The organism is Paenibacillus sp. J31R120 (genome assembly GCF_056269225.1).
Map to the genome: position 1 here is coordinate 466359 of NZ_JBWDNN010000001.1, position 24707 is coordinate 491065.

Consider the following 24707-nt stretch of genomic DNA (forward strand, 5'->3'; position numbering starts at 1 on the left):
GGGATTAATCGTTTCTGCATGTCATTCCATCACTGCCCGGAGGGACTCCGCCAGCTTTACGACCCCTGCCTCTATCTCTTCAGCCCGGGGTCTCGCATAGGTAAGCCGCATGTAGCCGGGCTCGGCTCCGTACACGCTCCCCGGAACAAAAGCGACACCGCGCCTCAACGCCTCGTCCAGCAATCGTCCGTCATGGACCTGGGGGACGACCCTGCACCAGAGATGCATGCCTCCTTGCGGCACCGAAAAATGAACGAGTCCATCCATATGCCGATGCAGCGCCGCAACCAAAGTATCCAGCTTAAGCTGCAATTGGCTGCGAAGCCGTTCCATATGCGGTTGAAACAGCTGCGACTCGATGAAGGAGGCAGCGATCTGCTGAGGGATGACGCTGAATCCCATATCCATTTGCCTTCTGGCGTCGGCCAGGCGCGCAATAACGGACTTGGGAGCTACAATCCAGCCGATGCGCAAGCCAGCGGCAGCGATCTTGGAGAAAGAGCCGATGTACAGTGTGTTGGATGAAGCATCCTCAGCCCTAATCGGCAAAGGATAGTCGTTGCTATAAGCCGTCAGGCTGAGAGGATCATCCTCCACAATCGGAAGTCCCAGCTCGCTTGCCGTATCCAAAAGCTGCTTCTTCCGCTCCGCTTGAAGCACTGTGCCTGTCGGATTCTGAAAGTTGGGATTGACGAAAAGCATCTTGATGCGATGACGGCTGTACAGCTCGCGGATGCTCTCGGGACGGACGCCGTGCTCGTCCATCGGGAGCGGATAGATTCTCAGCCCGGCTGATTGGAACATGGACAGCGAACGGGTGAACGACGGCGTCTCGACCGCGATGGCATCTCCGTGAGACAGCAGGCATTGCGAGATCAGGTATAGCGATTGCTGGGAGCCGCTCGTAATGAGAATGGATGATGGAGAGGTCCGAATGCCACGGTTGCGCTCCAGAAAGGCTGCGAGCGCCTCGCGAAGGGGAGGGAACCCTTGGCTAACGTCAGATCCATTGTCGGGATGATACGTGCAGGTATGCATGATCTCATTGATTTCCCGAATGGGCGACAGATCGGTGGAGAGCTTGCCGCTCGCAAAATCGATAATGGCTTCGTCTTGTGCCAGCGCATCCCGAATTCGCCGCAAAAAAGGCAGGTTGGGAAGAAAGCCTCCACTCTCGGCATAGCGGTGCCACTCCGGCGTACGGCTTGCGGATTGGTTCCAGCCAGAGCTGACCTGAGTCTTGCTGCCGGGGCGGCTCTCAACGAGACCGAGGGAGCGAAGCTCGGCATAGGCAAGCACGACGGTGCTTCGATTGACGCCGAACTGTTCTGCGAGCTTTCGCTCGGAAGGAAGCGGGCTTCCTGGCGGATATTCTCCGTGTACGATCATCTCCTGCAGATGATCGGCAATTTGACGATAAAGAGGAATGGGGCTATCGCGATCGGGCTTCCACATGCTGAACACCTACTTTATAAATAACTTTGGAAGGATAGATAGACGGATGAAAGTCATTTTATCGTATCACAGAGCGAAGATGATCAAAAGGGAAAGTCCTTCGTTCCATTAATGATTAGGAACCAGCAAAACTTGTAAATCCGTATAATTCTATCGACAAAATTGGATAGGTTATATAATAACTGGCAATTATTCGACATTTCTGTAGAGCTATAGTATGATGGAATCTAGTTCTATTTAACTAGACGATATTGATAGATTGGCTATCAGATTGTGATAGATAAATTTCAACATTCAATAATTGTTTGAGTTAAATAATAGCGAGTGTATGAAGTAAGGAGAATGGCTTCACATGCACAGACGGAATGTATTGCTACTTATGATCTCCATTCTTCTTGCAGGGTTAACCGCGTGTGCTGCAGAACGCGATGCGGCTGACACCCCATCGAAGGAGATTCAAGTAGATCATCAGCCCGCTGAATGGAAGGAGGAAGCGCAAGCACTGCACACTTTCATTGCCGAACAGATGACGGGCGAATATGGCGTATATACGAATTGGAAGGACACCGGCCAGTCGGAGGTTGCCGCAACCGGACATGAGGCACTGAGCGAGTCGGCCGGAATGCTGCTGCGTTATTATGCCCGGACAGGGCAGAAGGAAGCCTTCGATCGGACATGGGAGCAAGCAAAGGCAACGTTTGATCTCGATACCGGCTTCAGCTACCGATACAGTCCTGTACATCAAAAGGTATATACACTTAATGCAGCCGTTGACGATCTGCGTCTTATTCGCGCGCTGTACGAAGCGGAGACGGTGTTTGGCACAGACCAATACCGGGAGGAAGCGAAGTCTTACGGTGAACGGTTTATAACTTATAATGTGCAAAGCAGCCGAATGTATGACTTTTACGATGAAGCGTATCGCGTGACCAATGATTTTGTTACGTTATGTTATCTCGATCTGGAGACACTGCGGCTGCTGGAAATTCCGGATGAGCAGAAGGAGCGGCTAATCTCCGGAATGAACGACATTATTCAGAATGGCTATTTATCCGACGCGTTTCCATTCTATGAAACCCGTTATGATTATAGCGCCGGCAGCTATTCATCAGAGGGGATCAATACGGTGGAATCGCTGCTTACGATTCTGCATCTGGCGGAGACAGGGCGTCATCAGGCGGCAAGCATCGAATTCATTAAGGAACGTGTTGCTGAAGGGAATCTGTATGGTCAGTATACAAGGGATGGTGTGCCGACGAATGATGTGCGATCTACCGCGATTTACGCCATTACGGCTATGATCGGGGCCGAGATAGACGATCAGGAGCTTTATGATGTCAGCATTCGGAGAATGCATGAGTTCAAGGTGCAGGACACCAGCCATCCGTTATACGGCGCTTACGGCGATACCGTATCCGGGCAAGCCTATTCGTTCGATAATCTAATGGCTCTGCTGGCGTACACTTATTAATAGAAAGAAGGCTGTGAAGCGATGTTCGTCCGTTCAGTCAGCCGTAATCTGGTACGGTTCGGAACACCATCTGTTGTGGCGGCATTGGGAGTATTGATCATCACGACTCTCGCGTTGTTCGTCCCGCCATTCATTGGCATGGCAGACAATGGAGACTACTTCCGTATTATATACAGCAATGGTCTGTACTTTAGTGCGCCGGATTACGATCAGCAGTATTTGGGTTATTTCGTTAAGGAATACGGTATTTTCCAATATTTTAATGAGAACAGCGCATCTCTGTTTTCATCGCAATCCCTATTTATACGCATGGCGATTATCGTCAATCAATGGTTCAATAGCAGTCTGTTGTTTGATATCCGGTTTCAGGCAGCGATCTACTTGCTTCTATATGTGGCAGCCGTCTATTTGCTGGTTGAAGCGTTGACCTGGAAGCTGCCGGCCAAGCGAGGCTATCTGATTGCGGCGCTAGCGGTCTTCTTGTTCGCGGACACAGGCTATACGGCGTACTTCAACTCTTTCTTTGGCGAAAGCATTGTGTGGATCATGACGCTGCTCGTATTAGCCTCAGGACTTCTGCTCTGGCGCAAACGATACAATGATTATGTACTGCTGGCCATCTTCGTTATCAGTGCGCTTATTCTGACGACTAGTAAACAGCAGAACGCGCCCGTTGGCTTGATTGTGGCCGTACTGGGCATTGTGCTGGTCTTTATCCGCAAGGAGAAGAAATATCGCCTTATTACCTGGACGGCGCTGATCAGCTTGTTCGTAGTCGGGGTCGGCACGTATGTGCTTATTCCGAAGGAATTCGTCAATATCAACAAATACCATGCCATGACCAGAGGCGTGCTGCTTTACTCCGAAGACCCGGAAGCTACGCTGAAGGGATTCGGCATCGACCGGCAGTATGCCGTGTTAAACGGGACGATACATTATCTTCCTTATACAACGGTCGATGTGGATTCACAACTGTTGGAAGACAACTTTTACAGCAAATATGGCTTCGGGTCCATTCTGACGCATTATATTTCCCACCCCGACCAAGCGGTCAAAATGTTAAATTTGGCAGCTCGCAACGGGTTTACGATACGCCCTCCGGCAATGGGAAACTTCGAGAAGTCAGAGGGACGTGAATTTGGCGAGCACACCACCTTCTTCTCAGGCTACAGTCTGATGAAGGATGCGCTGGCGCCGAAGACCTTCGGCTTTGTCATCATCTGGATGGCTGTTGTCATCGGCTTCTATATGCCTACGTTCGTACATGCTGTGAGGACGCGAAATGCCCGGCAGCAGCTGCGGCTGGGGCTTGTGCTGATGTTAATGCTGATGGGCTTGTCCGGCGTGCTCGTGTCGATTATCGGGGCAGGCGATGCCGATCTTGCGAAGCATCTCTTCCACTTTACCGCTACGTTCGACCTGGTTACCTTCTTGCTGATAGCCGATTTGATCGGTAAGCGGCTGTGGGGCAAGCAGGACGAGGCGGTGGCGTAACGGATGGATAAGGAAAGGAGGTTTCGGCATGCAAGAATGGCGCAGACTGCGAGAGCTGGACATTCCGTTTTTACAGTCAGGGCTGAGTAGTTCAATCGTTGTTAAGTTTATCATGCTCATCCTATGCCTCTCGCTGGCAGTCCCCGGAGTGGTGGCTGCCGCGTCTGATGAGAAGCAGCCGGCGCATGTGCTGATTGTATATGACAGCCTGGCGCTGGGCAGCGCGAAAGAAGGCAACATTGAGGCGCTGAAACGCATGGTAGCCGCGTTCGGAGCTAGCGCCACGGTGCAGTCCTTTGGTCAATATGTCCAGGGTTCTATCTCTTCATACGAGTATGTGATTGGCGTGCGGAATCGGAATGATCTGTCTGCTGGCAGTACTGGCTTCCTGCAAGATTTGTCCGCTTATCAAGGGGCCTACCTGCATATCGGCGCTAATCTGCCGGACTCCAAGCGCGCCACGCTTCAGCTTAAGGAGGAGTCGCGGGCCAAGGAGACGGTGTCGCTGTCCATCGGACAGCTTACAGAGTCTTCCATCAAGGTGGGCGGCGGCCGTTTTATTGCTTCTTATGACGGGGTAGGCTACGGCACGATTACGATGGACGGTCAGCAAGGGACGCATCCGTACGGCGTTCGGAATGGATCAACGGCTTATATTCCTCATTACGAGAAAGGCAATCTAAGCGAGTTGGCGCTTGGCTACCTGCTGAAGGATTGGCTGAAGTCGGAGAAGCAGACGCAATTGTATGTGCTGTTCACTGAAATCTATCCATTCTCGGATCTGAAGGCGCTTGTTCGATTGGCAGATTCGCTCTATGATGCGGGCATTCCTTTTATCGTAAGCGTGCGGCCTGTGTTCAGCAACACGGATTATCCTGCCATGAAGCGGTATCTGGAAGCCTTGAAGCATGTCCAGTCGCGCAATGGCAGCGTTGTGGTCCAGGCTCCGAATGTATCCGCAACGATCAGCCAGGATATGACAACACTGGATTTGAAGATGGCGGAATTCATCAATGTGCTGGCGGACTACGGCATTGCGCCATTAGGCGTCGGGGCGGAGATGTACTGGGTGTATGATCAGCACTACAACACAAAAGGGATGGGCGCATTCGATTCCAGCGTGTTGTTTCCTAACGAGGAGATCAAGCATATGGCGAGAGTGGATACGTCGAAGGCGTTCTCTTCATCGCTGTATACGGTCGACATGAATCGAATCGAGCAGTTGCAGCGGAAGGATCTGTATCTGGACCCGCTGCCGATGGATACGGCGCTTGTGCTGGATTTCCCGTCCGATGAAGAGGAGCTGGAAGCGACCATCGATCAGCTGATGGAGGAATGGACATCTTTTGGGGATTATAAGAATATCAGCCATGCGGTCCATACAGAGAAGCATGATATTTCTTCACGCGGCGGAATCTTGTACTTTAATGGACAAGCCGTAACGCTTAACGCGGCAGACAGGCTGATCAGCTCGGAATACGAGTACATCGCCAAGGGCGAGAAGAGCTTCGAGAAACTGTTTACTATGCAAAACAAAATCTTAATCGTACTCATTCTGCTCTCTCTATTCATCTTCGGCTGCTTCCTGATCATCGGCTACCGGATGTACAAGCGGAAGTACGTAATAAGGAGGCGCCTATGACACTTGCCGACATTCTGATGCTCATATCGGTCATTTGCATTTGGTCGCTCTTGCTGGTCAATGTTGTGCTGATCATCGCCGGCTATCTGTATTATATCGAGCTGGAAGACAAGCCGGTCCCCGAGCTTAAGGGCGAAGCGCCATTCGTCTCTATCATGGTTCCCGCTCATAACGAGGGCAAGGTTATCGTCAAAACCGTAGAATCCTTGCTGAGCCTTGATTATCCGCATGACCGGTATGAGATTATCGTTATTAATGATAACTCGTCAGACAACAGCCGGGAGCTGCTGGCCGAGCTGCAAGCGATGCACCCGGAACGCAATCTGAAGGTGATTAATACGGATGCGGTGACAGGCGGGAAGGGCAAATCCAATGCGCTCAATATTGGTTTTGCACAAAGTAAAGGCGAGCTGATCGCAATCTATGACGCTGACAATACGCCGGAGCGGAAGGCGTTATTGTACCTCGTCTCGGAAATTATGAACGATCAGTCGCTGGGAGCGGTAATCGGGAAGTTCAGAACGCGCAACCGCAACGCCAGCCTGCTCACGCGGTTCATTAACGTAGAGACGCTGTCATTCCAATGGATGGCGCAGGCGGGCCGGTGGAAGCTGTTCAAGCTGTGTACCATTCCCGGCACAAACTTTATTATGCGCCGCGAGATTGTCGAACGAATAGGCGGCTGGGATGTAAAGGCGATTGCCGAGGACACCGAGATCAGCTTCCGCATTTACATGATGGGCTACAAGATCAAATTCCAGCCCAAGTCCGTCACATGGGAACAAGAGCCGCAGACGGTCAAAGTATGGTTCAAGCAGCGAACTCGGTGGGCGAAGGGCAATATATACGTCATTGTGAAAAACATCCCGCTGTTGTTCGATAAGTCCGCCCGCAACATTCATTTTGATATCTTATATTTTCTTTCGATTTACTTCTTGCTTCTCACATCGCTCATTATGTCCGATACGCTGCTCATTCTGCATGCGCTTGGGTATGTGACAACCACGATTGCGAGCTTTAGCTCCTTCCTGTGGCTGCTGGCGATCATTCTATTTATTATCGGCACATATATCACCCTCGTAACGGAGAAGGGGGAGATGAGGCTGTCCAATCTGTGGATCATCATGCTTATGTACATATCGTATTGCCAGATGTGGATGGTCGTGGCGGCTTATGGTCTGTACCAATACATAAAGGACCTCATATTCAAACGCGAGGCCAAATGGTATAAGACGGAACGTTTCTAATGCGGAGGGAAAAAGGTGAATAAACGTTTATTGCTCACAGCACTTATAGCTTTGCAGTTGTTTGTTGCCATGATTGCGCCGGCCTCAGCCGAGCAGTCCGCAACGACAGTCACAAGCGAGAATGAGAATGCAATTGCAAATGCGAATGCAACGAAGACCTATGGAAGCAATCTTGCGAATGCGTCCATGATGGGCGGCTTCGCCACTAGCCAGCAATACTTCCAGCTGGAGTCGTACTGGAATGTAGAGACGGTTGATCTTTATTTGGATTATAAGGCAACGCCATTGACACAGGACGAGTCGTCCAGCGTGACGCTGCTGATGAACGGGAAGCCGTTTCATTCGTTTCGTCCGGAAGTGAATGATCAGGAGAAGCAGCATTTGACGGTCAATGTTCCGTTAGAATTTCTGCTGGAAGGGTCCAATTTGCTGACGGTACAAGGCAATATTCAGACCGTCAAGCCAGGCTCGGAGCTTGTCTGTTGGGCCACCGATACGAAGAACAGCTGGCTGCAGCTGTTCGATAGTTCCAGAATAGCGGTGCAATACAAGACAAAGCCAATGGAAGGCACGATTCGTGATTTCAATGTCCATTTCAAAGGACTGGATACCGTGAACGATGGCAAAAATGCCATTGTCGTGCCAACAGACAGCGTTCCGGCAGAGCTGGAAGCGGCGGCCTACGCTTTATCCGGACTGGCCAAAGCGAATCCGCTTAAGCAAAATGTCGTTCCATTGCTTGAGCTTGGCGCAGACAGCGTGAAGAGCAAGAGCGCTATCGTCGTTGTTGCACTCTATGATCATCTGCCCGATGACATCAAGAAGCTCATTACGCGGGAGAGCATGCAGGGGAAAGCCCTTATTCAAGTCGTGCAGCTAGGGAATACATCGGCGCTGGTCATTACGTCCGATGATGCGGAATTGCTGGTTCGCGCAGGCAGACTGGCGGCCAATCAATCCCTGCTGCAGCAGCTGGACCGCGCTTCCAAGCTGGTTGATGCCTCCACAGAGGTAGAAACGCCGGCTGTTGAGATTAGCAAAAATGTGAAGCTGACCGAAACAGGGGATCAGCTGACAGGCGCGCGCCATCGGGAGCAGGTCTATTTTGTCTCCATGCCCGGCAACCGTTCTATTGCGGATGCCAGCAAGCTAAGCCTGGATTTCCGTTATGCCAAAAATCTCGACTTTGACCGCTCCATGGTAACGGTCTATATCAACGATACGCCAATCGGCAGCAAGAAGCTGTCCATGGAGATGGCTGATCGCGATCACATGGCGCTGCAAGTGCCGAAAAACCTGAACATCTCTGGCAATTTCTCCGTCAAAGTCGCGTTTGATCTGGAGATGACGAACCCGGGCTGTATTGAAGAGCAGGATCAGATGCCGTGGGCTTTTGTAGACAAGGAATCCATGCTCCAGCTTCATACAAAAGACCGGGCCGACTTGCTGCTCGACAATTATCCGTATCCGTTCGTTAGAGACGGCAGCTATAATCAGGTAGCAGTCGTACTGCCGAAGGACAAGGACGCTTATCTCTACCAATCGCTTGCGAATGTATTCAATCTGCTGGGCCAATTCGCCCAAACCAATACAGGAGACATTCAATTCTACAGCGATGAAGCGGGAGAGAAGGAGCTGTCCGGGAAGCAGATTATTGCCATCGGCAGCTATGAGAACAATCGTGTCATCCAATCGAATAATGAATCCTTGTATTTCCGGTTTGATTCGAACAGCAAGGGATTTCATTCCAATGAGAAAATGAGCATCGACATCGATTATGGCAAACGGGTTGGTTCATTACAGCTGATCAACTCCCCTTATGATGACCGAAACGGGATGCTCGCGGTGACAGGCTACAGCCCGGAGTATTATGAATTGGCTTCGCAGCTGGTTTCAACGGAAGGGCTGCTGTGGAAGGTATACGGCGATGGCGTATTAACGGATAAGGATGGAGCCGTGCGGCCGTTCCGCTTCAAGGAAGCGGCAGCGCCTGAGTCGCCGTCTGTCATTAGCGATATTATGGACCGGTCCGATGTGCTGAGCTTTATGGTTATCCTGGTACTCGTGCTGCTGTTCGTTCTCGTCTCCTTGATTCTGATGATTCGGAAATATAGAAAGAAACGGGGGAATGTAGAATGAGGCGATTCCAGAGCAGCATGGTTTCGGACGCGGCGTTTATGCTGTTGTTCGCAGCTTGCTTTGTTTCGGTTGTCTTTACGGCCCGGGACCCCGATTTGTATTTGCAAAACATAATATTCTTGAACGTAGCGTTTCTGATTGCGATTATTACGTACTTTACAACGGTGACGACCGGCTTGATTCTTAACATCTTGTTTATATTCGGTTACGGCACCTTTACACTGTATCAGACCGTTATAGTCGGCGGGCTGATTGGTTCGCAAAATTACTTTTGGCTGATTATGACGCCGGTGTTTACACTGGCTACATGGATGATCACGATGTCGAGCAAGAGACTGCAGGCCGAGAATGAGGAGCTGCTTAAAAACAATTCCTCCCTTGCAACAGTCGATGCAAATACGAGTCTCAAGAATACCCTGTCCTTCCAGAACGATGCGACGATCTTTATGGCGCTGTCCTTACGTTATGATATTCCGCTTACGCTTCTGGTTATTCAGGTGAAGTATTGGGACGAGATCAAGCGGATGATTAGCGAGGATCAGCTGACCGAGGCGATTCAGGACATGTCGAAGCTTAGCCAGACCAGCATTCGGACCAATGATGCTTTGTATATGCTGAATCGGGAGCATCCGACGTGGGGCATGCTGCTGTTCACGGATCGTCCTGGCGCGCAGATGGTCATCGATCGGTTGAAGCGGCGAGTGGATGAGTTGAATGAAATGGAATCGGAGAAATATAAAGTTTCGCTTAATTTGAAGATTGGCGCGATTCAATATGAACGAGAGTCGATTCCGACTCCGCTCGACTTCATCGCGCAAGCGAAAAAGCAGCTGGAGTATGATGTATAGCAGCGTATCTCTCCACCAAAAATGAGTGAAAAATGAAAAAAGGAGCAGGCGGATCATTCATCCGTCCGCTCCTTTTTTGTGCAATTTAACTAAAAATTATAAGAACTGGACTTGACGTCTAGTTGTTCTCGCATATACACTGACGATGATTTAGGAGCGCCAATAATGAAAGAAGGGAGTTGAATTAGTGGAGCAATTAGTAAGCATCGTGATGCCCACCTATAACCGGGCAAAGGTGATATCAGGCGCCATTGAGTCCATCTTGCGTCAGCCTTATTCGAACTGGGAGCTCATCGTTGTGGATGATCGCAGCACGGATGATACCGAAGAGGTTATCCGGGAATGGATGTTAAAGGACCCCAGAATTCGGTACGTACGCAATGAGCGGGCAAAAGGGCCCGGAGGTGCGCGGAACACGGGCATGCTGGAGGCGAAGGGGGATTACTTGGCCTTTCTGGATTCCGATGACGCATGGTTTCCTTGCCATCTGGGCGACAGCATGAATGTACACGCCCTTACGAAAGCCCATGTTACCTTTGCGCTTTGGGTGGAGCGCCATGGAGAGGTTGAGTCCTACAACTTCGAGAATGCGGTGGAACGAAATTTATTGAATAAGATGAGGACATCGTTTGAAACGCAGAACGACGGCAACATCATTATATGCGAGAGAGGGCTGTTCGAAGCGTTTCTGTCGCATACCCGCAATTTTTTTCAGCTGAATACGATGGTGTTCCGGCGGGAGCTGCTGGACGAAATCGGGTTGATCAACGAGCAGTTTTATTTGGGAGAGGATACAACCTATCTGCTCCGTTTTTTTGACAGATACCGGATCGCGCTTCAGACGAAGCCTCATTCCGTCTATCAGGAGTCGCCCGACAGTCTTTACTTTTTTTGCGATCGCTGGCTGCTGGACCCGGATACGATTCATCTCCACGAGGAAATCTATGCCAAAATCGAAGGCCTTAGCTTCAAATCAATCAAGGTGCGCGAGCATATTCGCGAGCTTGTTGTGCAATCCGACTCGATCAGCCACAAATCGAAGCAGCTCATGTATATTGATATCGGCATCGCCAGCAAATATTACACGCTTAGTTATTTGAACCGCCACGAGCGCAAAAAGGCGCTGCAATATTGCCGCCAGTCCATTCGCTGCAAAGTTACGATCTTTAATTTGTTGCTGTATGGCAAGCTGCTGATTTCCAACAGAAGAGGGAACGTTTTTTTGCGCAAGGCTCTAAACCTTTGGTAGGCCGAACTTGAAAATAATAGAATTTCCCCCTCTTTTGATACAATTATCACCCTTACGCAAGTGGACAATTAGCTCTACTATAGGGGTAAGGATGCAAGAATTTTCGTGGGTATATATCATTTTTCTGATATATGTATCATTTTTTGCATCTGCTACCCGCACATTGACAACTTCATGGGAATTGTTTTTTATTTTGCAACCACGCTTTAACTCATTACCGCTACACACAATTACACTGTTATGCTCTCCCTACAGGAACCTGCTATCTTAAGACTTTTGGAAGGCTTAGAACCTACTCCACGTTGACACTTTCAGCATTTTCACTCAACATGACCCCACTGACTCAGCACGACCCTCTCACCAGCATGAACTCACCGGCTTAGTATGATTAACCCATCCTTATGCAGTCACCCGCTATGTTTTTGTTGTCATTTTTTTTTACAGAGAGAAGTAATGGATAGTTGTATACTGATTGTTCTTTTCAAAGAATACTTGGATACCAACGTTCGTTATAAGAGGTTTATTTAGGCTAGGATTCTTTTTAAAGACCACCCCACAAGGAGAGTGTATTCATGTTCAGAGAGATGCATAAGTCCAAAATCCACCGTGCAGTTGTTACGGAGGCGAATTTGAATTACGTAGGAAGCATTACGATTGATCAAGATATTTTGGATGCATCGAACATCTTGGAGAACGAAAAAGTGCAAGTGGTCAATATAAATAACGGAGCCAGACTCGAAACCTATGTGATAACAGGGCCAAGAGGCTCGGGTATGATTTGCTTGAACGGCGCAGCTGCCAGGCTTGTACAGCCAGGGGACCGCGTCATTATTATCTCGTACGCGATGATGGAGGAATCGGTCGCGCGCACATACCGTCCGCATGTCGTCATTATGGACGACCAGAATCGGATCGTAACGGAGGAGTATCAGGAACTGCATTCCACAACGGTGTGACAAAAAGTCGAATCGGGGGATGCCAAATATGAAAACCATCCGTAATCTGACCGCCGTTTTGCAGGAGCGCAAACAAAGTGAAGCGGGAATTCGGTTTTGCGAAAGCGGCCAAGAACGCTTTTTATCCTATGGCAGCTTGCTGGCATCAGCTAGCAGGGCGCTGCATGCGCTTCATGAACAAGGTCTTCGGGCAGGAGACTTTGCTGTTATGCAGACGGAAGAAAACGAGCCGTTTATCGTTCTGTTCTGGGCTTGCGTGTTAGGAGGCATTATCCCTGTTCCAGTAACAGCGGCGCGGACGGACGAAGGCCGCCATAAGCTGATTCAGGTATGGAAGCAGCTGGAATCGCCGAGATTGCTTTGCGATGAAGCGCTTTGGCCCGGTATTCAAAGCTACGCTTTGAAGCAGGGAGAGGAAGAATTGGCAGCGCAGCTGGAAGCCGGCAGCCTGTCGATTGCGGCATTGCTGGAGGCAGCCTCGGACTTAAACGGGCTGCAGGCGGAGCACCATGATGCTGCCGAGACGGACATCGCCTTTATCCAATTCACTTCCGGCTCTACCGGAGATCCGAAGGGAGTTGTGCTGACGCACGGCAACCTTCTAGCCAATATGCGTGCCATTCAGAATGGCGCGCAATCGACGCAACAGGATTCATCGCTTAGCTGGCTGCCTCTGACGCATGATATGGGGCTGATCGGATTCCATCTGTCTCCGCTGCTCTGCGAGATGAATCAGCTTCATCTGCCAACCTCGACATTTGTGCTTCATCCGATGAAGTGGCTGGAGCTGGTGAACCGGCATCGGGTGACCTGCCTGTCTTCGCCGAACTTTGGGTATGTGCACTTTCTCCAGCATTGGAAGCCGGAAGGCGCCGCGGAGTGGGATTTGTCATGCGTCAGGCTGATCTTCAACGGCGCGGAGCCGATCTCGGCCGCTCATTGCCGCGATTTTCTGGAGGCGATGCAGCCGTACGGCTTAAAGCACAATTGTATCTTCCCGGTGTATGGGCTGGCGGAAGCGAGTCTCGCCGTTACTTTTCCGGGCATCGAAGAACCATTGAATACCGTTAGGCTGGAACGCAAATCACTTGCGATTGGCGAGCCCGTGCAGTTATCCGGGCCGGATGATCATGCCGCTATTGAGATCGTCGAGCTGGGCTCTCCTGTACAGGAGTGCGAAGTGCGAATTTGCACGGAGACTGGAGAGCTCTCGGAAGCTGGAAGCGTAGGCTTAATTCATATTAGAGGGCGCAACGTAACCGCCGGTTACTATAAGCGTCCTGATGTAAATGAACAAATCATCTCGCCAGAGGGCTGGCTGAATACCGGTGATTTGGGTTTCATGCTGAATGGACGTTTATATGTGACCGGCCGTATGAAGGACGTCATTTTCGTCAACGGGCAAAATGTTTATCCGCATGACCTGGAGGCGTTGATTAGTGTTCTAAAAGGAGCCGAAATAGGGAAAACGGCGATCACCGCCGTTCAGGATGAAACGACTAAACGGGACGCAATCGCGGTATTTGTTCAATACCGCGGCAAGACGAGCGGATTTTTGCCGCTTCTAGCCGATGTGAGAAAGCTGCTGAACAGAGCTGCCGGGCTGGAGGTAGCCTTTGTTGTGCCGATCCGGCGCATACCGAAAACAACCTCTGGCAAAATTCAGCGTTACGTACTCGCTGAAGCGCTCCAGGAAGGAGCATTCGCAGAGGCGCTCTCAGAAATTGCGGAGTTCGAAGCGGCAGCCGCACTTGAGATGACGCAAGCCTCCGGGGAGGGAACAGGCCTGGATTCCGGCTTGGAACCCGTGACGGAAACCGAGCAGCAGGTCATGTCCATATGGCGCGAAGTGCTGGGGAAGGATTATATAAGCCGGACAGACAGCTTCCTGGAGCAAGGGGGCAATTCGCTGAAGGCGGCTTATGCTGCTGCCAATCTTCAAGAGCAATTCGGAGTCGAGCTTACGCTCACCGAATTGTTTTTGCATGATTCGGTGGAGGCGCTGGCTGCTTTGCTGGACCAAAGGACGAAGGAGCGCGGGGCTGCTGGCAAGGCTGTGACGCTGCCGCTTACCAAAGCGGCGGAGCGTGCGTACTATCCGGCGACTTCCGCGCAAAAACGGCTGTATATTTTGGAAGAACTGAATCCGGGGCTGCTTAATTACCACCTGCCGTTTGCAATTGAGGTGAGCGGCCCGATGGATATAGATCGATTCGGCGATGCGTGGAGAGCGCTTATCCGCCGGCATCCGGCGCTTAGAACCTCCTTCTTCATGGAGGAAGACACTGTCATGCAGCGCATCGAAGAAGAAGTCTGCCTGCCGCTTACGATGGTTGACGGTCGCGGCTGGTCTGAATCGGAGCTGGCAGCGCGGCGGCGCGGTTTCCTGAAGCCATACCGTTTGGAGCAAGCCCCGTTATTCCGTATGGAGCTGGTGCAGCGGGAAGGGGAATCCAGCCTGCTGTTGCTGGACATGCATCACATCATTACCGACGGCACGTCGATGGGCATCCTGATGCGCGATCTTGCGGCGCTCTATGACGGGACGGTTCTTGAGCCCTTAACGATCCATAGCGGGGATATCGCGTTATGGGAGGAAGCGGGCAGGGACAGCGGCATGCTGGAGCGCCAGCAGCGTTATTGGCGCGAAGCCTATCAAGACGGAGTGCCGTCTCTGGTCATCCCGACTACCCGCCCAAGACCGCAGTCTCCGAGCTATCGGGGGGCTATTGAGCGATTCGAGCTTGAGCCTGCGCTAGCGGCAAGTCTTCGGGCGTTGGCTGAACGCGAAGGCGTTACCTTGTACACGGTGCTGCTTTCGCTTTATTATTCTTTGCTTTCGAAGTATACAGGCGAATCCGATCTTGTGGTCGGAACGGCGGCTGCAAGACGGATGCGACTGGAGCAGCAGCACATGGTCGGGATGTTCGTCAATATGGTGCCGATCCGTTTGCGCGCTGAAGGCGATACAGGATTCAATCAATGGCTGAAGCTCGCTAATGGTGAGGTGCTTGCGGCTATCGGTAATGGAGATGTGCCGTACGAGGACATTGCAGAGCTGGCGAATGCCAGACGGGAGTTCGGTCGGAATCCGCTATTCGATACGGTCTTTACGCTGCAGAATATGGAGCTGCCCGAATGGCGGAGCGGGGATGTGGCTTATGCGCCAAGAGCGATGGATACCGGGATGGCCAAATTCGATCTGACTTGGGAATGCATTGATACCGGAGCTGGCATCGCCTTCACGCTGGAATATGCGCTTGATTTGTACGACGAGGTGGCTGCCCAGCAGCTGGCGCGGCATTATGTAGCGCTTGCAGCAGCGGTTGCTGCCAAGCCGCAAATGACATTGGCCGAGCTCGATCCTCTCGGCAGTCAAGAGAGAGAGCATATTCTGGAGCTTAGCCGCTCAGGCGCAGCTTCTCCGCAGGAGCTGTCGCTGCACAGGCTGTTCGAGCGACAGGCGGCTCTCATTCCGGATCGTATTGCCGTAGAGATGGGCGAGCAATCGTATACCTACAGCGAGCTGAACGGCCGAGCCAACCGAATCGCGCATGCACTTGTGCGAAGCGGCGTTCAGCCGGGCTTCAAGGTCGCGCTTCTGATGAAGCGCTCGCGCGATATGATTGCGGCGATACTTGCTGTGTTGAAAGCTGGGGCCGTCTATGTGCCGATTGATCCGCAATATCCCGAGGATCGGATGCGGTTTATGCTGCAGGATACAGAAGCTCGGGCTATCGTGGCTGCGGCATCGACAAGGGAGCTATGCGCCCGGTTAGCCGATGACAGCATCAGTGTCATCGACTTGGAGGAGGCGGGTGCGAGCTGGGCCGGCGAGTCCAGCCATAACTTGGCCATTGACGGAGCTGCGGACGACTTGGCTTATATGATGTACACCTCCGGCTCGACGGGCAGGCCGAAGGGAATTATGACGTCACATCGCAATGTGTCCAGAATTGCTATCCATACCGATTATGTGCGCATCACTGAAAGCGATGCGCTATTGCAGCTATCGAATTATGCGTTTGACGGATCAACGTTTGATATATATGGAGCGCTCCTGAACGGAGCCAAGCTGACGCTTGTCGGCGAAGAGGAAGTAGCCGATATTTTGCGTCTGACCGAGCTGATCGAAGCTCGGGGCATTACGGTCTTTTTTGTAACGACGGCATTATTTAATACTTTAGTTGATCATGGACTGGAGTCGCTGCGCAGCCTGCGCCACATCTTGTTTGGCGGGGAACGGGCTTCTGTACGGCATATCCGCAAGGCTCTCCAGGCTCTGGGGCCAGGTGTGCTGCTTCATGTGTACGGACCTACGGAAACGACAGTTTTCGCCACTTGTTATCCGATTGCGGAGAACTGGGACGGTGAGTCGGCGGCTACGGTGCCGATCGGCGCGCCGATTGCCCGTTCAGAGACGCTTGTGCTGGATGAGAGCGGCAGACTGCTGCCGTCGCTTGTGCCGGGCGAGTTATGGATAGCGGGAGACGGAGTGGCGGCCGGTTATGTGAATTTGCCGGAGCAGACCGCTTTGAAATTCAAGCCGCATCCTTTTCGAGAAGGGTCGTTTGTGTACCGAACCGGCGATCTGGTGCGCAGGCTGCCTGATGGCAATCTGGAATTTTTGGACCGGATCGACAGTCAGGTCAAGCTGAGAGGCTACCGGATCGAGCTGGGCGAAATCGAAAGCCGATTAGTAGACTGTCCGGGTATCAAGGAAGCGGTTGTGGTGCTTGTGGAGGGCGAAGGCGCGCCGTATCTATGCGCGTATGTCGTTGCAGAGCAAGCTGAGGCGCAGCCGGACATTCGGAGTCAATTGGCGGGCAAGCTCCCGTCCTTTATGATTCCGTCCGCATTTGTCCCGCTGGAGAAGCTTCCGCTTAATGCCAATGGCAAGGTGGACAAGAAGCTGCTGCCTGCACCGGAGGATATCATTGCCGGAGCAACGCGGTCCGTTCCTTATGAAGCGCCGGCTACGGAGACGGAGAGAATCGTTGCGAGCCTATGGCAAGAGGTGCTTCATGCCGATCAGGTCGGTGCGCTGGATGATTTCTTCGAGCATGGGGGGCATTCCTTGAAGGCTGCCGCACTGGCAGCGGGAATCTACAAGCATTGCCGGGTGCGCATGCCGATTCGGGAAGTATTCGCCCTGCCGACGGTTCGAGAGCAGGCGGCCTGGATTGACGAAGCGGCAACGGAAGTCTATGAGCCCATTACCGCTATTCCCGAGGCGGTTTCTTATCCGCTTAGTCCGCCGCAGCAGCGCATGTTTTTGGCGGAGGGCATGGCGAATATCGGAATGGCCTATCATATACCGCTCGCCCTCAGATTGTCTGGCACCGTGGAAGCGGCCAGGATTGAGGGGGCGATACGTGCATTGATTGCCCGTCACGAACCGCTGCGCACCTCATACCGGTTCATAGACGGCGTTCCAAGTGGAATTGTTCAATCCAATGCTCCATTCGCGCTGCAAAGGGCCGATCTCTCTTATCAGTCCTTGGAGGAATGCTTCGGCGGGTTTTACCGCCCCTTGGATCTGGCTGCAGCTCCAGTGCTGGCTGCATGTTATTGCCGTCCTGCAGCGGATGGGGAGGATGCCTATTTGCTGCTGAATCTTCATCACATTGTGGCGGACGGCATTGCCGTCAAGCTGCTGCTGGAGGATCTGGCGGCATTGATCGATGGAGCAGAGCTTGCTCCGATTACGCTGCATTACAGGGATTATGCCGCATGGCTTGAACGGCAATTCGGCTCGGAGCGGGAGAAGGCAGACCTTGCCTATTGGACGGCGCAGCTTGCCGGTCCATTGCCGCTGCTGGATATGCCGCTTGATCATCCGCGCGGCGAGCGTCAGATCTTTGCTGGAGATACGTATACGTTCAGCATTTCGTCCAAGCTGGCGGAACGGCTGAAGGAGATGTCGTCGAGAGCCGGCGCCAGCTTGAACAGCCTGCTGTTTGCGGCCTATGCGCTGCTGCTCAAGGGGACCTCGCATCAGCATGAATTCATTATTGGTTCATTGGCTGCGGGAAGAACGCATCCCGATACGGCCCGGATGATCGGCATGTTCAATCAGTTCCTGCCGATTCGGATGACAGTTGCCGATGAGCTTGCTTTTCAGGATTTTGTAAGCGAGACGCATGAGAGGCTGCTTGCCGCTTACGAGCACGGCGATATCGGATTTGAGCGGGTGATGGAGTCGGTCAAGCTTCCGCATGACCCGTCGCGCAACCCGTTATTCGATACGATGCTGATCGTCCACAACCAATTTGAGGACGATCAGCTGATTGTTCGCGGCAACGGCTGGAGCATGGAACCCCTCTCTGTCAGCCACGGAACGTCCAAGCTGGACTTGAAGCTGGATATCTACAATGACGGCGATGGGGCTTTAAGGGCAGAGCTGGAATACAATACGGGGCTGTTTCACCGAAGCACGATGGAGCGATTGGCGCATCGGCTGCTGCACCTATTGGAGCAGACGGCTGCCAAGCCGGAATTAACCTGCGGCGATGTGTCGATGGCGACGCCTGCGGATAAGGCCAGCTTTGCTGAATGGAATGATACCGCGCATCCCTATCCGCAGGACGGGACGATTCATGGCTGGTTCGCCCAGTCGGCGGAGCGGTGGCCGGACCGGATTGCAGTAAAGTCAAGTGAAGGCTTTCTGACGTACAGAGAACTGAATGATCGGGCGGAGCGCCTGGCTGTTCTACTCAAAAGCAAAGGTGTGACGGTCGAAACGGTGGTACCGATTGCTGCCTACCGTTCGCAGTCGATGATGGTTGCGATTATGGGGGTGCTGAAGGCGGGAGGGGCTTATTTGCCGATCGACCCGGAGCATCCGGCGGAGCGGATTCGCGGCATATTGGAGGATAGCGGAGCTCATTTGGTTCTTGCAGGAGCCAGATGGACGCACACCCTTCCAGCATTCCATGGAGAGGTGCTGGACCTCGATGCGCTTGCGGATGAGGCAGCATCAGAGCGAGAAGAGCTTGTCTTGCCGTTGTCACAAGCGGCTGGGCCGGACAACTTGGCTTATGTGATCTATACATCGGGTTCTACCGGCAAGCCCAAGGGCGTGATGGTGGAGCATCGGTCGGTTATTAACCGACTCCACTGGATGCAGGCGGCATATCCGCTGGACGAGCATGATGTGATTTTGCAAAAAACGCCAATTACATTCGACGTATCGGTATGGGAGCTGTTCTGGTGGAGCTTTGCCGGCGCTTCGCTCTATTTGCTGGAGCCTCACGGGGAGAAGGAGCCGTCCGTCATGCTGCGCGTGATCGAGGAGCAAGCGGTTACGGTTATGCATTTTGTTCCGTCTATGCTAGGCGTCTTCTTGCCTTATGTGAGGGATACCGGACGAGGCAGCGAGTTACGAACGCTGAGGTTTGTCTTCGCAAGCGGAGAGGCGCTTAAGCCGGCGCATGTCTCAGCCTTCTACAGCATGATGGAGCTGGAAGGTCATAGCTCCCGACTTATTAATCTATACGGTCCGACGGAAGCGACAGTTGACGTCAGCTATTACGATTGTACCGGCCACGCATCGGGACCGGTTCCGATTGGCCAGCCGATCCATAACATCTCGCTCCATATCGTGGACGAGAGAATGAGGCCGCAGCCGCTCGGCGTATCCGGCGAGCTCTGCATTGCGGGCGTTGGTCTTGCTCGCGGCTACCGCAACAGGCCGGAGTTGACGGAGCAAAGCTTCGTTCCGAATCCGTTTGCCGATGGCGAGAGACTCTACCGAACAGGCGACCGGGCAAGATGGCTGCCGGACGGCACCATTGAATATTTGGGACGCTTTGACCATCTGGTCAAGCTGCGCGGATTGCGCATCGAATGCGGCGAGATCGAGCATGCGCTGCTCATGCAAGAAGGCATTCGCGACGCCGTGGTGATGGCTGTTGCAGACCGGGCTGGCGAGGCGGCGCTCTGCGCTTATCTTGTCACTGCGGGTGGCATCATGCCGGATGAGTCGGCGCTGCGGGCCTCGCTTAAGGGACTTTTGCCCGACTATATGGTGCCTTCGTATTTTGCAGCTCTGGAAGCTTTCCCGCTTAGCCCGAGCGGCAAAGCGGACCGGGGCCGGCTTCCACAGCCGTTGTTTGCCGAGACGGTAGCATCCTCTGGCGAAGCTCCGGCTACCGCAACGGAAGTCAGTCTAGCCGAGCTATGGACCAACGTCCTTGGTATCACGGACGGAGATGAAGCTGCCGCATCTGCCAGCACTATCGGCAGAGACGATCATTTCTTCCAGTTGGGCGGCCACTCCTTGCGCGCCGCACAGCTGGCGGGGCTAATCGAGCAGCGCTACAGCGTAGCGTATGCGATGAAGGATGTATTCGAGGCACCGGTGCTGCGCGATATGGCTAGCCGTATCGACGCTGCGGAGAAGAAGGCAGCTGCCGTAATTGTACGGGCGGCAAGCCGGACGCATTATCCGTTATCGCTGGCGCAAAACAGACTGTTTGTCCTGCAGCAGCTGTATCCTGCGAGCACGGCGTATAATTTGCCGCTCATGTTAAGGATCAACGGGTTGCTGGACGCGGATCGGCTTCGGGAAGCCATCCAAGGGCTGATCGACCGTCATGAGCCGCTGCGCACCAGCTTTGATTGGGTGGACGGCAAGCCGATGCAGCGTATTCATGATTCGATTTCGATTGAACTGGATTTGCAACGCCTGTCTGCTGATATGGATGTGGATGCCTGGGCCCGTGAGCTTATTCGGCCGTTTGATCTGCGCGAGGCTCCGCTGATCCGGGCGTTCCTGGCCACGGATGGCGCTGGCTGCCATACGCTGCTGCTGGATATTCATCATATTGTAGCTGACGGGGTGTCCATGAACGTCATGGCACGTGATTTCGAGCAATTGTACGGCGGCCAAGCTCTGGCCCCGCTATCCATTCAGTACAAGGATGCTGCCGTCTGGCAGCAGGAGTGGATGGCTTCAGACGAGAGGAAGCAACAGGAGCACTATTGGGTCTCCCTGCTGTCGGGTACGCTTCCCGTGCTTCATCTGCCAACCGATCATCCAAGGCCGGCTGAGCAAAGCTTCACCGGAGCCAAGCTTGCGCTTCCGATTCCTGGAGCGCTTGCCGGGCTAGTGAAGTCCGAAGCGGAGCAATGGGGAATGACGCCGTTTCATATTTGGCTTGCAGGCTATCACACGCTGCTGCATCTGATGACAGGAGAAGACGATCTGATCGTCGGAACGCCGGTTGCCGGACGCTTCCATCCCGGCACCGAAGCTTTGGTCGGCATGTTCGTCAATACGCTGCCGATTCGCAGCAGGCCGACTGGCGAGCTTCCGTTCAGAGCATTTGCCGAGCAGCTGAAGGAAGCGGCTCTTGCCTCGCTGGACAACGGCATGCTCCCGTTTGAGCATATGGTGACCATGCTGGATGTGCCGCGTGATTTAAGCCGTAATCCGTTGTTCGACACGATGTTTGTCATGCAGCATTCGGAGTCCGGTCAGAAGGCTGCCGACTCCCTGCAATTCGAGGCTGAAGTACCGGACAATCGCGTATCGAAGCTGGATTTAACGTTTGAGATCGCGGACCAAGGCGCCAAAGGAATCGCTTTGACGATTGAATATGCAGATTCGCTGTTTAACGCAGACAGCATACAGAGAATGGCTGATTGGTACTTGCGTCTATTGACAGTTGCACTTGCTGAGCCGGAGCGTCCGCTGGGAACAATCGGATTGCTCGATCCTATGGAGGCGAAGGAGCAAGCGGAAGCGTTCAATGGGACGACAGTTCCCTATGCAAGCCATTTGACGGTTGAAGCTTATATGGAGGAGCAGGCGGCAGAGACGCCGCAGGCGGTTGCGATTCAAGCGGAAGACGGACAATTGACCTACGCGGAATTGGACGAGCAAGCGAATCGTCTGGCCAGAGCGCTCAGGAAGCAAGGCATCATGCGCGAGGAGCGTGTGGCGGTCGTTATGGACCGCAGCCTGACGATGATGATAGCGATCTTTGGCGTGCTGAAAGCAGGCGGCGCTTATGTGCCGGTCGCTCCAGGCTTGCCGCAGGAGCGAATCCAGTACATGCTGGACAATTCCGGCGCCAAGCTTGCCTTGGTTCAAGGTGAAACGCCAGAGGGACTGGGCGATTCTATCCCTGTGCTGCAAGTGAATGAGGCGATTGCGCTGGAGCGGGACGCATCCCCGGTGGAGAAGCTGCATGATCCCAGCTCGCTTGCGTATGTTCTGTATACGTCGGGTTCGACCGGACAGCCCAAAGGCGTCATGATTGAGCATCATTCCGTCGTGAACCGAATCGGCTGGATGCAGAAGGAGTACGGGCTGGACGCAAGCAGTGTGATCTTGCAGAAAACACCGATTACGTTCGACGTTTCGGTGTGGGAGCTGTTCTGGTGGAGCTTCGCTGGAGCCAGGCTGGTGCTGCTGCCTCCGGGCGGCGAGAAGGACCCGGCGCTTATGCTGGACACAATCAATCGCCACAGCGTGACAACGATGCACTTTGTGCCGTCCATGCTCCATCTGTTCCTGGAGCATCCCGATCTGCTGCGCGGCGAGGCCAGGATGGAGAGCCTGACGCATGTATTCGCCAGCGGCGAAGCGCTGACCGCCGATCAGGCGGAGCGGTTCCGCGAGCGAATCGGCGTTCCGTTCGGAGCCAAGCTAATTAATTTGTACGGTCCGACGGAAGCGACGGTTGACGTCTCGTATTATGACTGCTCCACCGGACCTGTTCCGATTCAAGTGCCGATCGGCAAGCCGATTGACAACATCGCGCTCTACATCGTGAGTGGAGCGATGGCGCTTCAGCCCGTAGGCATAGCCGGGGAGCTATGCATATCCGGCGTTGGCCTGGCGAGAGGTTACATAGGGCGGCCGGATCTGACGGAAGAGAGGTTCGTCCGCAATCCGTTCCGGAAGGGCAGCCTGATGTACCGGACCGGCGACCTTGCCAGATGGCTGCCGGATGGGGCGATTCAGTATTTGGGACGGATCGACCATCAGGTGAAATTGAGAGGCCTGCGCATTGAATGCGGAGAAATCGAGCATGTGCTGCTTCGCCATCCAGCAGTTTCGGAAGCGGTCGTTATGAAGCGGACGGCGGCTAGCGGCAGCGAATATTTATGCGCCTATGTCGTTTGCGACGAACAAACGGAGCATCAGGCATTGCGAGACTTTACGGCGGTTCACCTGCCGGATTACATGGTTCCGTCGGTCGTGGTAGAGCTTTCGGCCATGCCGCTGTCCCACAGCGGCAAAGTTGATCGGAAGGCGCTGCCCGAGCCGGAGATTGCGGCAGACCGCGGAGTGGAATTTGCGGAAGCGGCAAGCGATACCGAGCAGGCCATTGCTGCGATATGGCGCGAGCTCTTGCAGCGAGACGACTTCGGCATTCATCATCGTTTCTTCGATGTCGGGGGAGAGTCCCTGCTGCTGGTGCGTGCGCATCAACGGCTGGAGGAGCGATATCCCGGCGCATTAAGCGTAACGGATTTGTTCACGTATCCGACGATCGCCTCCCTTGCGGCCTACTTGGACTCCAAGAGCCGCGAGCTGGCGAGCTGGGAATGGAGCGGACTGCCGATGTCCCGCGATTTCGCGAATGACGGCTATGCCGCAGAGCGCTCCGGCAGCATCCGGTTTGTGCTGGACGAAGCTGTGGCGGGAGGGTTAGCTGAGCTTGCGAAGGCTCAATCATTGTCGGTGGAAGCCGCCGCATTCGCCGTTTACCTGTATTTCTGGCGAGGGCAATCCGGCCTAACGGAGCTTGTTCTTCCTTGGATGACGGACAAAGGGCTGATCGCACCAAAGGCTATCGACTTTGGGGAGGTTCGCGACTTTGATCTGCTGCTGCGCCTTGCAGGCCAGCAGGCTGCTGCGAGCGATTCTTATGCAGTACGGCAAATCAAGAAACGTTCGCAAGCTGAGCATGAATTTGCCCTGTTCCCGTTATTCGCAGGGGGAGCGCGGCATGGCTTCCAAGAGCAGGAGGAGCTCTTCGAGTTATTTGATCTAGTGTTGTATATAGGGGAAGATACTGCTTCAAGCGACACGGGAGAGCCGCAAATCGGCGGCATATGGTCCTATAATGCCCGGCGCTTGGAGAGAGATACGGTAATGGACTTTGCCTCTGATTACTTGGAGCTGCTCTCCAAGGTTGTCGAGCAATATCGGGCCGCAGCAAATAGCGCCGCTACAGGGGGATAAGACG

The 24707-nt window shown here is 53.4% G+C and carries 10 protein-coding genes; 9 read left to right on the forward strand and 1 reads right to left on the reverse strand.

Translation table 11 applies throughout. The features are described from left to right. Positions 1–21: 21 nt before the first annotated feature. On the reverse strand, positions 22–1455 hold the full coding sequence (gene pdxR, locus AC0YNW_RS02120; protein WP_475830574.1) for a MocR-like pyridoxine biosynthesis transcription factor PdxR: 1434 nt from the start codon (positions 1453–1455) through the stop codon (positions 22–24). Positions 1456–1807: 352 nt separating this feature from the next. Here pdxR and AC0YNW_RS02125 point away from each other — a divergent pair, with 352 nt between their 5' ends. The 9 genes from AC0YNW_RS02125 to AC0YNW_RS02165 all read left to right on the forward strand — a co-directional run bounded on the left by AC0YNW_RS02125 (position 1808) and on the right by AC0YNW_RS02165 (position 24703). After that, a complete protein-coding gene (locus AC0YNW_RS02125) occupies positions 1808–2926 on the forward strand; it encodes a hypothetical protein (protein ID WP_475830575.1) in 1119 nt (372 codons plus the stop codon). 21 nt (positions 2927–2947) lie between these two features. Continuing rightward, positions 2948–4420, forward strand: coding sequence for a glycan biosynthesis hexose transferase WsfD (gene wsfD, locus AC0YNW_RS02130; RefSeq protein ID WP_475830576.1), 1473 nt, complete (start codon positions 2948–2950; stop codon positions 4418–4420). A gap of 28 nt (positions 4421–4448) precedes the next feature. Then, the gene (locus AC0YNW_RS02135; protein WP_475830577.1) at positions 4449–6062 is read left to right on the forward strand and encodes a hypothetical protein; all 1614 of its coding nucleotides are present in this window, start codon (positions 4449–4451) and stop codon (positions 6060–6062) included. Next, positions 6059–7309, forward strand: a complete 1251-nt coding sequence (locus tag AC0YNW_RS02140) for a glycosyltransferase family 2 protein (RefSeq protein WP_475830578.1) — start codon at positions 6059–6061, stop codon at positions 7307–7309. The genes AC0YNW_RS02135 and AC0YNW_RS02140 overlap by 4 nt, the downstream gene beginning before the upstream one ends. Positions 7310–7324: 15 nt before the next feature. Continuing rightward, complete coding sequence (locus AC0YNW_RS02145) at positions 7325–9448, forward strand: cellulose biosynthesis cyclic di-GMP-binding regulatory protein BcsB (RefSeq protein WP_475830579.1); 2124 nt, start codon at positions 7325–7327, stop codon at positions 9446–9448. Then, on the forward strand, positions 9445–10296 hold the full coding sequence (locus AC0YNW_RS02150) for a diguanylate cyclase domain-containing protein (RefSeq protein WP_475830580.1): 852 nt from the start codon (positions 9445–9447) through the stop codon (positions 10294–10296). The genes AC0YNW_RS02145 and AC0YNW_RS02150 overlap by 4 nt, the downstream gene beginning before the upstream one ends. A gap of 187 nt (positions 10297–10483) precedes the next feature. Continuing rightward, the gene (locus tag AC0YNW_RS02155; RefSeq protein WP_475830581.1) at positions 10484–11545 is read left to right on the forward strand and encodes a glycosyltransferase family 2 protein; all 1062 of its coding nucleotides are present in this window, start codon (positions 10484–10486) and stop codon (positions 11543–11545) included. Positions 11546–12117: 572 nt separating this feature from the next. Next, entirely contained in the window at positions 12118–12501 is a 384-nt protein-coding gene (gene panD / locus AC0YNW_RS02160) for an aspartate 1-decarboxylase (RefSeq protein ID WP_116042935.1), read from the forward strand. Between the two features lie 28 nt (positions 12502–12529). Continuing rightward, entirely contained in the window at positions 12530–24703 is a 12174-nt protein-coding gene (locus tag AC0YNW_RS02165) for an amino acid adenylation domain-containing protein (protein WP_475830582.1), read from the forward strand. The last annotated feature ends 4 nt before the right edge of the window (positions 24704–24707 follow it).

Excerpts from the sequence above, each read along its gene's own strand:
- AC0YNW_RS02165 (WP_475830582.1), top strand. The coding sequence starts at position 12,530 with ATGAAAACCATCCGTAATCTGACCGCCGTTTTGCAGGAGCGCAAACAA.
- AC0YNW_RS02125 (WP_475830575.1), top strand. The coding sequence starts at position 1,808 with ATGCACAGACGGAATGTATTGCTACTTATGATCTCCATTCTTCTTGCA.
- AC0YNW_RS02135 (WP_475830577.1), top strand. The coding sequence starts at position 4,449 with ATGCAAGAATGGCGCAGACTGCGAGAGCTGGACATTCCGTTTTTACAG.
- wsfD (WP_475830576.1), top strand. The coding sequence starts at position 2,948 with ATGTTCGTCCGTTCAGTCAGCCGTAATCTGGTACGGTTCGGAACACCA.
- AC0YNW_RS02150 (WP_475830580.1), top strand. The coding sequence starts at position 9,445 with ATGAGGCGATTCCAGAGCAGCATGGTTTCGGACGCGGCGTTTATGCTG.
- AC0YNW_RS02140 (WP_475830578.1), top strand. The coding sequence starts at position 6,059 with ATGACACTTGCCGACATTCTGATGCTCATATCGGTCATTTGCATTTGG.
- pdxR (WP_475830574.1), bottom strand. The coding sequence starts at position 1,455 with ATGTGGAAGCCCGATCGCGATAGCCCCATTCCTCTTTATCGTCAAATT.
- panD (WP_116042935.1), top strand. The coding sequence starts at position 12,118 with ATGTTCAGAGAGATGCATAAGTCCAAAATCCACCGTGCAGTTGTTACG.